Source organism: Streptomyces sp. NPDC041814 (assembly GCF_055590565.1).
Genome location: NZ_JBVJAM010000001.1, coordinates 293,918 through 307,916, shown reverse-complemented (window position 1 = coordinate 307,916; position 13,999 = coordinate 293,918). Strand labels below are relative to the sequence as shown.

Sequence of the window (13,999 nt, the reverse complement as noted above, 5' to 3'; positions counted from 1 at the left end):
AAAGGTTCCGTTTCGCCGGCATGATCCGAACGAAAGGCCCTACAGCCCAGGGATGCGGCCGTTGCGGAAGAGGTCCACGAAGATCTGGTGGTCCGCGCGGGCCCGGGCGCCGTAGCTGTGGGCGAAGTCCACGAGCAGGTCCCCGAAGCCCTCCTCGTCGGCCGCGATGGCGGCGTCGATCGCCCGCTCCGTGGAGAACGGCACCAGCGAGTGGCCGCTCTCGTCGTCCGCCGCCGCGTGCATCGTGGCCGTGGCCCGGCCCAGGTCGGCGACGACCGCGGCGATCTCGTCGGGCTCGTCGATGTCGGACCAGTCCAGGTCCACCGCGTACGGCGACACCTCGGCGACGAGCTGGCCGGCCCCGTCGAGCTCGGTCCAGCCGAGCCAGGGGTCGGCGTGGGCCTGGAGGGCGCGCTGCGAGATCACCGTGCGGTGGCCCTCGTGGTGGAAGTAGCCGCGCACGGCCGGGTCCGTGATGTGCCGGGAGACCGCCGGGGTCTGGGCCTGCTTGAGGTAGATCACGACGTCGTTCTCCAGGGCGTCGCTGTTGCCCTCCAGGAGGATGTTGTACGAGGGCAGGCCCGCCGAGCCGATGCCGATGCCGCGCCGCCCCACGACGTCCTTGACCCGGTACGAGTCGGGCCGGGTCAGGCTCGACTCGGGCAGCGTCTCCAGATAGCCGTCGAACGCGGCCAGCACCTTGTACCGCGTCGCCGCGTCGAGGTCGATCGCGCCGCCGCCCTCGGCGAACCGGCGCTCGAAGTCGCGGATCTCGGTCATCGAGTCCAGCAGCGAGAACCGGGTCAGCGAGCGGGCGGTGCGCAGCGCGCCGAGCAGCGGCCCCTCGGCCGTGTCCAGCGTGAAGGGAGGCACTTCGTCGTTCTTGGCGCCCGTGGCCAGGGCACGGATGCGCTCGCGGTAGGCCGCCGCGTAGATCCGGACCAGCTCGGTGATCTGGTCGTCGCCCAGCGCCTTCGCGTATCCCAGCAGGGCGACGGAGGCGGCGAAGCGCTTGAGGTCCCAGGTGAAGGGGCCCACGTACGCCTCGTCGAAGTCGTTCACGTTGAAGACGAGGCGGCCGTTGGCGTCCATGTAGGTGCCGAAGTTCTCCGCGTGCAGGTCGCCGTGGATCCAGACCCGGCCGGTGCGCTCGTCCAGATACGGGCCGCCGTGCCGCTCGCGCTCCAGGTCGTTGTAGAACAGGCAGGCCGTGCCCCGGTAGAACGCGAAGGCGGAGCCCGCCATCTTGCGGAACTTGACCCGGAAGGCGGCCGGATCCGCCGCCAGGAGCTCCCCGAAGGCGGTGTCGAAGACCTCGAGAATCTGCTCCCCGCGCCGCTCCGCGCCGGTCTGCGTGTCCGACATCTGTGACTGCCTCCTGGTACCTGACCTGGGTGATGACGTGCATGACAAAAGGGACGGGTGGTCCCGCCCTTCCAACGCGCGACCGTATCGCGGAGTGCCCGTCGCCGCGCCGCTCGGAGACGTAGACTTCCACGCTGTCCCCCCAGACATCCCGAGACGTCACCCGTCCCGTCATCCACATTTCCCCGGAGGCACAGCGCCGTGACCAAGCCGCCCTTCACGCACCTTCACGTCCACACCCAGTACTCGCTGCTGGACGGTGCCGCGCGGCTCAAGGACATGTTCAAGGCGTGCAACGACATGGGCATGACCCATATCGCCATGACGGACCACGGCAACCTGCACGGGGCGTACGACTTCTTCCACTCGGCGAAGAAGGCGGACGTGACGCCGATCATCGGCATCGAGGCGTACGTCGCGCCCGAGTCGCGCAAGCACAAGCGGAAGATCCAGTGGGGCCAGCCGCACCAGAAGCGCGACGACGTCTCCGGTTCGGGCGGTTACACCCACAAGACCATCTGGGCGGCGAACAAGACAGGTCTGCACAACCTCTTCAAGCTGTCCTCGGACGCCTATGCCGAGGGCTGGCTCCAGAAGTGGCCGCGTATGGACAAGGAGACCATCGCCCAGTGGTCCGAGGGCCTGATCGCGTCCACCGGCTGCCCCTCCGGCGAGGTCCAGACGCGGCTGCGGCTCGGCCAGTTCGACGAGGCGCTGAAGGCGGCCTCCGACTACAAGGACATCTTCGGCGAGGGGCGCTACTTCCTGGAGCTGATGGACCACGGCATCGAGATCGAGCGCCGGGTCCGCGACGGGCTCCTGGAGATCGGCAAGAAGCTCTCCATCCCGCCGCTCGTGACGAACGACTCCCACTACACGTACGCCTCCGAGGCGACCGCGCACGACGCCCTGCTCTGCATCCAGACCGGCAAGAACCTCTCCGACCCGGACCGCTTCCGCTTCGACGGCACCGGCTACTACCTCAAGACCACGGACGAGATGTACGGCGTCGACTCCTCCGACGCCTGGCAGGAGGGGTGCGCCAACACCCTCCTGGTCGCCGAGCAGATCGACACCTCCGGGATGTTCGAGAAGCGCGACCTGATGCCGAAGTTCGACATCCCCGAGGGCTACACGGAGATCACCTGGTTCCAGGAGGAGGTCCGGACCGGGATGAACCGCCGTTTCCCGAACGGCATCCCGGAGGACCGGCAGAAGCAGGTCGAGTACGAGATGGACATCATCATCCAGATGGGGTTCCCGGGGTACTTCCTGGTCGTCGCCGACTTCATCATGTGGGCCAAGAACAACGGCATCGCCGTGGGCCCCGGCCGAGGCTCCGCGGCCGGCTCGATCGTCTCGTACGCCCTGGGGATCACCGACCTCGACCCGATCGAGCACGGGCTGATCTTCGAGCGGTTCCTCAACCCTGAGCGCGTCTCCATGCCCGACGTCGACATCGACTTCGACGAGCGCAGGCGCGTCGAGGTCATCCGGTACGTGACGGAGAAGTACGGCGCCGACAAGGTCGCCATGATCGGCACCTACGGCAAGATCAAGGCCAAGAACGCGATCAAGGACTCCGCCCGCGTCCTCGGCTACCCGTACGCCATGGGCGACCGCCTCACCAAGGCCATGCCCGCCGACGTCCTGGGCAAGGGCATCGACCTCAACGGCATCACCGACCCCAGCCACCCGCGCTACAGCGAGGCGGGCGAGATCCGGGGGATGTACGAGAACGAGCCGGACGTCAAGAAGGTCATCGACACCGCCAAGGGCGTCGAGGGCCTGGTCCGGCAGATGGGCGTGCACGCCGCCGGCGTCATCATGTCCAGCGAGCCGATCGTGGACCACGCCCCGGTCTGGGTGCGGCACACCGACGGCGTCACGATCACGCAGTGGGACTACCCGCAGTGCGAGTCGCTCGGCCTCCTCAAGATGGACTTCCTGGGGCTGCGCAACCTGACGATCATGGACGACGCCATCAAGATGGTGAAGTCCAACAAGGGCATCGACCTGGAGATGCTCGCCCTCCCGCTGGACGACCCCAAGACGTACGAGCTGCTGTGCCGCGGTGACACGCTCGGCGTGTTCCAGTTCGACGGCGGGCCGATGCGCTCGCTGCTGCGCCAGATGCAGCCCGACAACTTCGAGGACATTTCCGCCGTCTCGGCCCTCTACCGGCCGGGCCCGATGGGCATGAACTCGCACACGAACTACGCCGAGCGCAAGAACGGCCGCCAGGAGATCACCCCGATCCACCCTGAGCTGGAGGAGCCGCTCAAGGAGGTCCTGGGCCTCACCTACGGCCTGATCGTGTACCAGGAGCAGGTGCAGAAGGCCGCCCAGATCGTCGCCGGCTACTCGCTCGGCGAGGCCGACATCCTGCGCCGCGTGATGGGCAAGAAGAAGCCCGAGGAGCTGGCGAAGAACTTCGTCCTCTTCGAGGCCGGGGCCAAGAAGAAGGGCTTCTCGGACGCGGCGATCAAGGCGCTCTGGGACGTCCTGGTCCCGTTCGCCGGGTACGCGTTCAACAAGGCGCACTCCTCCGCGTACGGGCTGGTCACCTACTGGACCGCGTACCTCAAGGCGAACTACCCCGCCGAGTACATGGCCGCCCTGCTGACCTCGGTCAAGGACGACAAGGACAAGTCCGCGGTCTATCTCAACGAGTGCCGGCGCATGGGCATCAAGGTGCTCCCGCCGAACGTCAACGAGTCGGAGTCCAACTTCGCGGCCCAGGGCGACGACGTGATCCTCTTCGGGCTCACGGCCGTCCGCAACGTCGGCCAGAACGTCGTGGACTCGATCATCCGGTGCCGCAAAACGAAGGGGAAGTACAGCACCTTCCCCGACTTCCTGGACAAGGTCGAGGCGGTCGTCTGCAACAAGCGGACCGTGGAATCGCTCATCAAGGCCGGCGCCTTCGACGAGATGGGCCACACCCGCAAGGGGCTCGTCGCCCACCACGAGCCCATGATCGACAACGTGGTGCAGGTCAAGCGCAAGGAGGCCGAGGGGCAGTTCGACCTCTTCGGCGGCGGCGAGGAGGACAGCGACGAGCCGGGCTTCGGGCTCGACGTGGAGTTCTCCGACGTCGAGTGGGAGAAGTCCTATCTGCTGGCCCAGGAGCGCGAGATGCTCGGGCTCTACGTCTCCGACCACCCGCTGTTCGGTCTGGAGCACGTCCTGTCCGACAAGTCGGACGCATCGATCTCGCAGCTCACCGGCGGCGAGCACGCCGACGGCGCGATCGTCACCGTCGGCGGCATCATCTCCGGCCTCCAGCGCAAGATGACCAAGCAGGGCAACGCCTGGGCCATCGCCACGGTCGAGGACCTGGCCGGCTCCATCGAGTGCATGTTCTTCCCCGCCACCTACCAGCTGGTCTCGACCCAGCTGGTCGAGGACACCGTCGTCTTCGTCAAGGGGCGCCTCGACAAGCGCGAGGACGTGCCGCGCCTGGTCGCGATGGAGATGCAGGTCCCCGACATCTCCAACGCGGGGACCAACGCGCCCGTCGTCCTGACCATCCCGACCGTCCGGGTCACCCCGCCCATGGTCAGCAGGCTCGGTGAGGTGCTGAACAGCCACCGGGGCGACACCGAGGTACGCATCCGGCTCCAGGGCCCCCGCAAGACCACGGTGCTCCGGCTCGACCGGCACCGGGTGAAGCCGGACCCGGCGCTCTTCGGCGACCTGAAGGTGCTGCTCGGACCGTCCTGCCTGGCGGGCTGAGTTCCGGTACGCGTACGAGAGGGGCGGCTCCGCTTGCGCGGGGTCGCCCCTCTCGGTGTGCCGGCCTTACCGGGAGTCCGGTCAGTTGTGGCCGAAGCGCCGCTGATGCTTGCGCGCAACATCGGCAGGGCTGCCCTGGGCCTGGGACTGCATCGAGCTCTGCGCCTCGGCGGCCGTCGAGCGTGCCTGCTCGGAAGCGCGCTCCGCCTGCGAAGCGCGATCCTGCTGGCTGCCCTGCTTGCGGTTCTTGTTCTTGGCCATGGTGTTCCTCCTATAAGGACTCTCGGGGCCAGGACCACCGTCAGATTCACATAATCGGATAAACATCGCATGTCGGATCATTACCGTGCGTAGTGACGGGGTATGATGCGCGCTTTTGGCGATCCGCCACGCCGATGATCGAGTTCCGGCCGTTAACCCCGGCGTGGTCGGGCAGACTCGAAGGAACCTTGAGAAAACCCGATCCCGAATGCCTGGAAGAGGGTGGAACGCGTGGACCGTTGCGTCGTCCTGGTGGACGCCGGCTATCTGCTGGGCGCAGCCGCGAGTCTGCTGGCAGGAGAGCCCGCCCGGTCCCGCATCACCGTCGACCACGCGGCCCTCATCCAGCAGCTGCGCGAGCGCGCCGAGGCCGACACCGCACAGCCGCTGCTGCGGATCTACTGGTTCGACGGCGCCCCCGACCGCGTCCCGCAGCCCGAGCACCGCAGGCTGCGCGTGATGCCCCGGGTCACCGTCCGGCTGGGCGCCCTCACCCGCAGCGACGGACGGTGGGCGCAGAAGGGCGTCGACGCGGCCATGCACGCCGAGCTCACCGAGCTCGCCCGCAACCGCGCCTGCTCCGACGTGGTCCTGGTGACCGGCGACGGAGACCTGCTCCCCGGCCTGATGTCCGCCAAGGAGCACGGCGTCGCCGTCCACCTCTGGGCCGTCCAGGCCGCCGACGGCGACTACAACCAGTCCGAGGACCTGGTCGCCGAGGCGGATGAGCGCCGCGTCCTGGACCGCGCCTGGATCACCCAGGCCGTCCGGGCCAAGGAGACCGGCGGCGCCTGCGCCCCGCCGCCCGCCACGCGCCCCGAGATCGCCGCGATCCTCTCCGCCCCGCTGCCCGAATCGGCCCTCGCCGCCTCCGCCGAGCGCGCGTCCCGGGCCGCCGCCCGGGCCGAGGCGGCCGGCGACGACGAGGAGGCGGCCCCCCGGCCCGGTGAGGCCCCCGCCGCCCAGCCCGGGCACGGCCACGGCGCCAAGGGCGTGCCCACCCCGAAGGACCTGGCCGGCACCCTGCGCGGGCCCGCCGGACCGGCCGAGCGGCAGCCCGCCCCGCAGCCCGCGGCGACCCTGCGCTGGTCGTCGGACCGGGGCTGGGTGGAGCGCGGCGGTCCGCTGGGCGAGCCGGCGGAGACCGCGTCCCTGCCGACACTCGCCCAGCTGACCAGCGCCGAACAGCGCTGGGCCGACCGGGAGGAGGACATCACCACGGTCGGCGGCGACCCCTTCGAGGTGGGGCAGGTCTTCGCCCGGCGCTGGATGGAACGGCTCCCGGAGACCGGCCACCTCCAGAAGCTCTCCGCCCTCTACCCCCGCATCCCGCACCGCATCGACGGCGAACTCCTGCGGTACGCGGCCCGCTTCGGCCTCCTCGCCCACAAGGACGACCAGATCGACGAGCACGACCGGTACGCGATCCGGGCGGGCTTCTGGCGCGAAATCGACGTACGGGCCGCCGCCGACCACGCCCCGGCGGCCGAGCGGGCCGCAGAGAAGGTGGGGAAATCCGCGCCCGCCGGGGACTGAGTCCGGATTTCCGCGGAGGCCGCGCAACCCGGCCGCCGTCTGCGGCATCGGTGTCCGATCGGTGCGGCCCCGGGCGTAATGCCGGTCCCCGGACCCCGTACCCTCGTACCTCGTGAGTACGGGGACAGTACAGGCGCCGACGGCGAGCGGAACCGTGTGCGCGGTGCGCGATCTCGTGAAGACCTACCCCCCGGCCCGGGGCCGCCGCGGCACGCCCGCGACCCCCGAAGTACGCGCCACCGACGGCATCAGCCTCGACGTCCGGCGCGGCGAGATCTTCGGACTGCTCGGCCCCAACGGGGCCGGCAAGTCCACCCTCGTACGCCAGCTCACCGGGCTGATGCGGCCCGACTCCGGCAGCGTCGACGTCCTCGGCCACGACCTCGTGCGCCACCCCGAGCGGGCCTCCCGGCTGATCGGCTACCTCGGGCAGGAGTCCACCGCCCTGGACGAGCTGACCGTCGCCCTCGCCGCCGAGACCACCGGGCGGCTGCGCGGACTCCCGGTGCGCGAGGCCCGGGCCGAGCGCGACGCCGTCCTGGACGAGCTCGGGCTCACCGACATCGCCTCCCGGCCGCTGAAGAAGCTCTCCGGCGGCCAGCGGCGCCTTGCCTGCTTCGCCGCCGCGCTCGTCGGGGAGCGGCCCGTGCTCGTCCTCGACGAGCCCACGACCGGCATGGACCCGGTCGCCCGGCGCGCCGTCTGGGCCGCCGTCGACCGGCGGCGCGCCGAGCGCGGGGCGACGGTCCTGCTCGTCACCCACAACGTCATCGAGGCCGAGACCGTCCTCGACCGGGTCGCCGTCATCGAACGAGGCAAGGTCATCGCCTGCGACACCCCCGCCGGGCTCAAGGAACGCGTCGCCGGGGAGGTCCGGGTCGAGCTGGTGTGGCGCGACCGCGCCCCCCTGGAGATCCCCGAGGTCGCGGCCCTGCGCGCGCGTGCGCAGGAGTCCGGGCGGCGCTGGGCGCTGCGGCTCGCGCCCGACGAGGCGCGGGCGGCGGTCGCCGCGGTGACCGGGGGCGCGGCCTTCGCGGCGCTGGACGACTTCAGCCTGGCGACGCCGAGCCTGGAGGACGTCTACCTCGCGCTCGGCGGCGGCGCGACCAAGGGACTGGTGAAGGCATGAGCGGAATCGGCGCGGTGGCCGGGGCGGCCGCGACGCTCGCCCCCCGGGCCCGGCTGTTCCCCTCCCTCGCGGCCGTCTACCGCGCCCAGCTCTCCCGGGCCCGGGTGGCCCGCATCCCGCTGCTCTTCGTGGCGACCTTCCAGTCCGTCGGGATCATGATCCTCATGCGCGGGGTGGTGGACGGCGGCTCCGAGGCGCGGGCCGTCGTCGCCGGGTCCAGCGTGCTCGTCGTCGCCTTCGTCGCCCTCAACCTCCTCGCCCAGTACTTCGGGCAGCTCCGGGCGGGCGGCGGGCTCGACCACTACGCCACCCTGCCCGTGCCGCCCGCCGCCGTCGTGCTCGGTGCGGCGGGGGCGTACGCCTCCTTCACCGTGCCCGGGACCGTCGTCACGGCGGTGACCGGCAGTGTGCTCTTCGGGCTGCCGATGGCGCATCTGTGGGTGCTCGTGGCCGTCGTGCCGCTCTCCGGCGCGGCGCTCTCGGGCCTCGGCGCCGCGCTGGGGCTCCTCGCGCCGCGCCAGGAGCTCGCCACGCTGCTCGGACAGCTGGGCATGTCCGCCGCCCTCCTGCTCGGCGTCCTGCCGGCCGACCGGCTGCCGGAGCCGGTGGACTGGGCGCGCGATCTGCTGCCGTCCACGTACGGGGTGGAGGCGCTGGCCCGGTCCTTCGGCACCCATCCCGACTGGGCGGTCGTCGCGCTCGACCTCGCGGTGTGCGCCGCCGTCGGTGTCGTCTCGCTCGCCGTCGCGACGTGGGCGTACCGCAGGGCGGCGGTCCGGTGAGGCGCGGCTCGGGGACGCCTGGCACGATGGCACGGTGACCGCACCTCTGACGCCGCCGAACCGGCCCTCGTCCGACGACCACCACGACTGGCGGAAGCCGGGTCCGGGGGGTGAGCCGGGCGGTCCCGCCGTCGCGTACGGCTCCCACCTGGCGCCCTCGCCGGGGGTGGACCGGGAGGAGACGTCGGCGGACCTGAGGCGGGCCGGGATCGTCGCCGCCGCGGTGACCGTCGCCGGTGTCCTGATGGGGCTGCTGTGGCTCTGGCTGGCTCCCCGGGTGCCGCTCGTCTCGGACAACACCGCGGTCTTCCTCAACGACAGCGAGGGCGAGGAGGCGATCGGGGCCGACGGCACGTTCGCCCTGCTCGGGCTGGCGTTCGGGGCGGTCTCGGCGGGGCTCGCCTTCTGGTTCCACCGCCGCGGCGGGATCTGGCTGACGGTGGGCCTCGCGGTCGGCAGCGTGGTCGGGTCGCTGCTGGCGTGGCAGCTCGGAACGCGGCTGGGGCCCACGTCCGACGTGGTCGCGCATGCGCGGGAGGTCGGCAAGGGGGTTGTGTTCGACGCGCCGCTGGAGATGCATGCGCATGGGGTGCTGCTGGCTTGGGGGCTGGCGGCGATGGTGGTGCATCTGGCGTTGACCGCGGCTTGGGGGCCGCGGGAGTTCGAGGGGGAGTGGGCGTCTTACGGGGGGTGGGGGCCGGGGGCGTCTTCGGCGCCGTCTTCCGGGGCGGGGGCGTCCGGGGCCGCCTCGCCGTCCGACGGGGCGTAGGGGGCCGCTGCGCGGGGCCTTTCCCCTACCCGCCCCTTCCCGAAACCGGGGCTCCGCCCCGGACCCCGCGCCTCAAACGCCGGCGGGGCTGGATGGGGCGGGGGCCGCGCAAATCCAGCCCGTCCGGCGTTTGAGGACGGAACCGGTCCGTCGGGGGCACTCAGCCTCGGCCGATGTCCGCGAAGATCGCGTTCGTCAGTGCCGCCAGGTCCTCCGGGGACAGCTCCACCTCAAGGCCCCGGCGGCCCGCCGAGACGCAGATGGTGGGGTGGGCGCGGGACGAGGCATCCAGGACCGTGGGGAGGCGTTTGCGCTGGCCCAGGGGGGAGATGCCGCCCCGGACGTAGCCCGTGGTGCGCTCCGCCGCGGCCGGGTCCGCCATCGTGGCGCGCTTGCCGCCCGCCGCCGCAGCGAGGGCCTTCAGGTCGAGGCTGCCGGCGACCGGGACGACCGCGACCGTCAGCCGGCCGTCCACGTCGGCGATCAGGGTCTTGAAGACGCGGTCGGGGGAGACGCCCAGGGCCTGGGCCGCCTCCTCGCCGTACGAGGGGGAAGCCGGGTCGTGCTCGTACGCGTGCACGGTGAACGCCGTGCCCGCCGCCGTCAGGGCGACCGTGGCGGGGGTGCCGCCGGACTGGGACTTCTTCTGCTTCTTGGCCATGGCGTCAGTTCGGGTGCGTCGGGGCGACGGTCAGGTCCACCGCGGGGAGCGACGGCAGGTGCCGGATCACCGCGGTCTCCGCGCGCAGGATCCGCAGCTCCTCGCGGAGCCGGGTCGCGGTGTCCGGGGCCTGGAGGAGCCGCTGCTTGGCGGGGACGTCCAGGACCACCGTGGAGGCGACCAGGTAGGACACGACCGACGGGTCGTCCGGCAGATCCGCGCCCGTGGTGAGGGAGCGCTCGCTCGCACCCGCCAGCCGCTTCTGGTAGCCGCGGAAGGCCCGCAGGACGCCCTCGGCGAGCGGGTCCGCCTCGTCGCCCGGGTCCTCCTCCAGTTCCTCCAGCTCGGCCGTGAGGAAGGGGCCGCTCGCGTCCACGGACAGCAGCCGGACCCGGGTGGTGCCGGTGGCCAGGACCTCGAAGCTGCCGTCCGCCCGCTCCCGGATCGTCGCGGCGTCGGCGACGCAGCCCACCCGATGCAGCGACTGGAGGGGGTCGGGCCCGAAGCCGTCGCCCGGCCCGCGTTCGACGGGCTTGCGGACCGACTCCGGCATGCCGAGCCCCGTGGCGGCGGTCTCCCGGCCGTCACGGATGGCGACCACGGCGAACCGGCGCGGTTCGTCCTCGTCCATGGTCAGGAGCTCCCGCATCATGGCGCGATATCGCTCCTCGAAGACGTTGAGGGGCAGCACGAGGCCCGGGAACAGCACCGCGTTCAGCGGGAACAGGGGCAGGCGAGCGGTGGTCACAGCGGTCAAGCGTAATGGCCGCGCGCCCGCCCTCGTCCGGAGCCTTGCCACAGCGGGGTCGTGGAGGCCACCCGGAGCCGTGCGCCGTCCCGTGCCTCCAGGAACCGGCCCAGCGGATCGCCGGACACCGAGGCCCACGGGAACGAGGACGCGTGCGGGCCGATCCGGCCGAACTGCTCCAGCGCCTCGGCCCACCGGCCCCGCACCACCAGGACGTACGCGAGCAGATTGCGGACCTCGGCCGGCCACGGGTCGCCCGGCGCGAAGGAGGCCGACAGCGAGATCGCCAGGTCCGCCGCCGCGTCGATCCGTTCCACCTGCACCGAGGTCGACCGGGTGTCCCAGGGGCCCTCGGTGAGCATCGCGAACGCGGCCCGCAGAGGCAGCGCCTGCACCAGCGAGCTGGGCACCGAGTCCTCGGCGGCCCGCTCCGCGAAGTCGAAGCACTCGCGGTGCGAGCCGTACCAGGCGGCCGAGAGGTACTGCAGGGCGGCGACATGGCAGCCGTAATGGTGCGTGGAGCGCTGAAGGGCCTCCCCCCACAGCGCCTCGAACGTCGTGTGCGTGGCCTGCGTGCCCCGGGCGTGGTCCAGCGCGACGCGCCAGGGCACCGGGTCGCGCGGATCGCCTGACGCGGCCGCCGTGATCAGCGGCCCCACCTCGCGCAGCTGCTCCGCGCGCGCCGGGGACTCCCAGGCGCGGTCGACCGCGAGCTGCGCCTTGACGAGCAGCGCGTCCGGATCGTGCGGCGCGGCGGCCAGCCAGTCGGCGAGCCAGCCGTCCCGGTTGCGGGCGAACGCGACGAGCCGTCTCAGATAGCGGTCCCGGCTCTCCCACTCGGCCGCGTCCCGGGTCGTCGCCAGGAGCTTCGCGGCCGGTTCGTACTCCCCGGACGCGGCGGCCACCAGCGCGGGGGACAGCCGTGCGTCGGGGGCGTCCAGCAGCACGGCGTGGTCCGCGGGCAGCCCGGTGGAGAGCGCCGGGGTGTGCCGGATCACGCGCGCGGTTCGGAGCAGAGCGCGAAGGAAAGGCATGGTGCAGACCATTGAAAAGCGCAGGTGGAGGCGGCGCCAAGGGGAGCGCTGTGAAGCATTTGTGCCGAGTGGATGGGTTGCCCGGTCATCAGTCAAGGAGCGGTAAAGGAATCCGGGGATTCTGGCTGATTCTCGTAGGCGAGGGGCAGAAGGTCCGTGGTCCGTCCGGGCGGAGGCGGTGTCCCGCGCGGCCTGCGGACACCGGGGGGCGCCGCTGCCCTGGTGTCCGGCGGTCAGCCCCGGCGCAGCAGCCGGGAGGCGCCCGCCGCGACCGTGGTGGCGAGTATCCACCCCACCAGGACCAGCCCGGCCGCCATCCACTGCCAGCCGCCCTCCAGCCGCCAGTAGCCCTGCTGGCCGAGATCGATCACCGGGATGAGCAGATCCAGGGCGTACAGCGCCGCGTTCCACTGCGGATGCTCCGCGCCCTTGATCGAGGCCGGGTCGTACCGCGAGAACGCCAGCGTGCCCGCCGCCCACAGCACCGCCATCCACACCGCGGCCCGCCCCGGCCGGTATCCGTACGCCACCGTCCAGTCCTGGAGGTAGCCCCACAGCTTCCCGGCCGGCGGCAGGGTCTCGCGGCGGCGGCGCTGCTTGGCGAGCAGCACCTCCCGGGCGTCCGCGTCCTCGCCGCAGTTGCGGAGCACCGCCGCCAGCCGCTCGTACGGCTCCGGCACGTACTCCGGGGTCGCCGCCGCCACCCACTCCAGGCGCCGGGAGAGCGGGAAGTGTCCGTACGGGACGAGGTTCTCGTACACGAAGCCGCCCATCGCGAGCCCGCCCGGGCCCGGCCAGCTGGACGACACGTCGATCAGCGTGACGACCTTCGCGCCGTTGAGTACCACCCGGCCGCGCACCGGGCGCTCCGGGTTGAACCGCAGCTCCGGGGTGACCGTCCGGCGCAGCGACAGCTCCTCGTGCGTGTCCAGCACGAAGACCGCCTTGTGCAGGTCCACCGCGTCACCGAACCTGCCGTCGTCCAGCCGCACCCCGCCCCGGCAGCGGAACACCTGGGAGCGGGTGCCGTGCGCCGGGGTCGGCGACGTGGCGATGCCGTACGGGGGAGTGGTGCCCTGGTTCCCCGTGTCGACGCTGACCCACGCCTCGCTCATGTACAGCGTCCGCTCGACGCTGAGCTGCGGGGCGTTCAGCGCGCGACGGCCCCGGGCCGCCCGCAGCCGGCTGCCGCGCAGGCTCAGCGAACCGCCCACCCTCGCCCCGCGCAGGCTCAGCTCGCCCAGCATGTCGGCCATCTCGGCCTGGAGGTCCTGGGCGACCGCCAGCCCGTCCCCGAGCAGCGCCCGCCCCTGCCGGTCCGGACCGGCCTCGATCTGGTTGATGAGGAGATCCGTGCCGATCTGGGCGTCCGTGAGCCGGATGCCGCGCTCCACCCGGCAGCGCGGCAGATGCAGATCGCCCTCGGTGCGCAGCCGGGCCGCGTCGAACCGGGGCACCGCGCACCCCACCAGCCGCAGGGTCGTGAAGTGGCACTCCGGGAACGCCACCTCCTCGTCGAACCGGCAGCCGGTCAGCTCCACGTACGGATCGACGCGCCCGCCCGACAGGTCCAGCTTCCCCGTGATCCGTATGCCCCAGAGCTTCAGCGCCGTCACCCGGCCCGGCCGGGCCGGCGGGCCGCTCAGCAGCAGGCGGGCGACCACCCGGGCCGCCACGCTGCGCTCGGGGCCCCACTCGTGCGGGGCGAACGGATCGTCGCGGGCCCGGTCGCGGGACCGGAGGTCGTAGGTGGTGCCGTTCCGGAAGGACTGCCACATGCCCAGCTCCGCCGCGCTGAGGCCGTCCGGGAGATCATCGTCGTGCCGCTCCGTCACCGGTGCCCCTTTCGTTCGGAGGCGTGATCGCGTTATTCCCTCTGAGTGACGGAATGAACGCACATAGTCAGCCGTCACAGCACCGGCATGTATCAGCCAGTGATACGGCCGTCCGGTCGCGCGCGGCGGTCTGCGAGAATT

The 13,999-nt window shown here is 71.9% G+C and carries 11 protein-coding genes; 5 read left to right on the top strand and 6 right to left on the bottom strand.

The features are described from left to right. Nucleotides 1–39: 39 nt before the first annotated feature. Nucleotides 40–1,365, bottom strand: coding sequence for a DUF2252 domain-containing protein (locus ACZ6C6_RS01415; protein WP_469197928.1), 1,326 nt, complete (start codon nucleotides 1,363–1,365; stop codon nucleotides 40–42). 201 nt (nucleotides 1,366–1,566) lie between these two features. On the opposite strand from ACZ6C6_RS01415, the gene dnaE reads away from it, so the two are divergent. After that, a complete protein-coding gene (dnaE, locus tag ACZ6C6_RS01410; protein ID WP_469197926.1) occupies nucleotides 1,567–5,103 on the top strand; it encodes a DNA polymerase III subunit alpha in 3,537 nt (1,178 codons plus the stop codon). 81 nt (nucleotides 5,104–5,184) lie between these two features. Here the strand turns inward: dnaE and ACZ6C6_RS01405 are convergent, their stop codons facing one another. Then, nucleotides 5,185–5,364, bottom strand: a complete 180-nt coding sequence (locus ACZ6C6_RS01405; protein WP_365685118.1) for a hypothetical protein — start codon at nucleotides 5,362–5,364, stop codon at nucleotides 5,185–5,187. Nucleotides 5,365–5,586: 222 nt separating this feature from the next. Here ACZ6C6_RS01405 and ACZ6C6_RS01400 point away from each other — a divergent pair, with 222 nt between their 5' ends. The 4 genes from ACZ6C6_RS01400 (at nucleotide 5,587) to ACZ6C6_RS01385 (ending at nucleotide 9,580) form a co-directional block, all read left to right on the top strand. Then, entirely contained in the window at nucleotides 5,587–6,900 is a 1,314-nt protein-coding gene (locus ACZ6C6_RS01400) for an NYN domain-containing protein (protein ID WP_469197924.1), read from the top strand. Nucleotides 6,901–7,054: 154 nt separating this feature from the next. Then, on the top strand, nucleotides 7,055–8,029 hold the full coding sequence (locus ACZ6C6_RS01395; RefSeq protein ID WP_469199267.1) for an ABC transporter ATP-binding protein: 975 nt from the start codon (nucleotides 7,055–7,057) through the stop codon (nucleotides 8,027–8,029). Further along, complete coding sequence (locus tag ACZ6C6_RS01390) at nucleotides 8,026–8,811, top strand: ABC transporter permease (protein WP_469197922.1); 786 nt, start codon at nucleotides 8,026–8,028, stop codon at nucleotides 8,809–8,811. The genes ACZ6C6_RS01395 and ACZ6C6_RS01390 overlap by 4 nt, the downstream gene beginning before the upstream one ends. Before the next feature lie 34 nt (nucleotides 8,812–8,845). Beyond that, nucleotides 8,846–9,580: an ABC transporter permease gene (locus ACZ6C6_RS01385; RefSeq protein WP_469197920.1), complete on the top strand. Its 735-nt coding sequence runs from the start codon at nucleotides 8,846–8,848 to the stop codon at nucleotides 9,578–9,580. 160 nt (nucleotides 9,581–9,740) lie between these two features. Here ACZ6C6_RS01385 and ybaK read toward each other — a convergent pair whose 3' ends face one another. From ybaK to ACZ6C6_RS01365, 4 genes are all read right to left on the bottom strand, one after another. Next, nucleotides 9,741–10,241, bottom strand: coding sequence for a Cys-tRNA(Pro) deacylase (ybaK, locus tag ACZ6C6_RS01380; protein ID WP_469197918.1), 501 nt, complete (start codon nucleotides 10,239–10,241; stop codon nucleotides 9,741–9,743). 4 nt (nucleotides 10,242–10,245) lie between these two features. Further along, nucleotides 10,246–10,989: an LON peptidase substrate-binding domain-containing protein gene (locus ACZ6C6_RS01375; protein ID WP_469197916.1), complete on the bottom strand. Its 744-nt coding sequence runs from the start codon at nucleotides 10,987–10,989 to the stop codon at nucleotides 10,246–10,248. Nucleotides 10,990–10,994: 5 nt separating this feature from the next. Then, a complete protein-coding gene (locus ACZ6C6_RS01370) occupies nucleotides 10,995–12,035 on the bottom strand; it encodes a hypothetical protein (RefSeq protein ID WP_469197914.1) in 1,041 nt (346 codons plus the stop codon). Between the two features lie 221 nt (nucleotides 12,036–12,256). Next, nucleotides 12,257–13,858: an oxidoreductase gene (locus tag ACZ6C6_RS01365; protein WP_469197912.1), complete on the bottom strand. Its 1,602-nt coding sequence runs from the start codon at nucleotides 13,856–13,858 to the stop codon at nucleotides 12,257–12,259. Nucleotides 13,859–13,999 lie beyond the last annotated feature (141 nt).

Excerpts from the sequence above, each read along its gene's own strand:
- ACZ6C6_RS01415 (WP_469197928.1), bottom strand. The coding sequence starts at position 1,365 with ATGTCGGACACGCAGACCGGCGCGGAGCGGCGCGGGGAGCAGATTCTC.
- ACZ6C6_RS01405 (WP_365685118.1), bottom strand. The coding sequence starts at position 5,364 with ATGGCCAAGAACAAGAACCGCAAGCAGGGCAGCCAGCAGGATCGCGCT.
- ACZ6C6_RS01390 (WP_469197922.1), top strand. The coding sequence starts at position 8,026 with ATGAGCGGAATCGGCGCGGTGGCCGGGGCGGCCGCGACGCTCGCCCCC.
- ybaK (WP_469197918.1), bottom strand. The coding sequence starts at position 10,241 with ATGGCCAAGAAGCAGAAGAAGTCCCAGTCCGGCGGCACCCCCGCCACG.
- ACZ6C6_RS01370 (WP_469197914.1), bottom strand. The coding sequence starts at position 12,035 with ATGGTCTGCACCATGCCTTTCCTTCGCGCTCTGCTCCGAACCGCGCGC.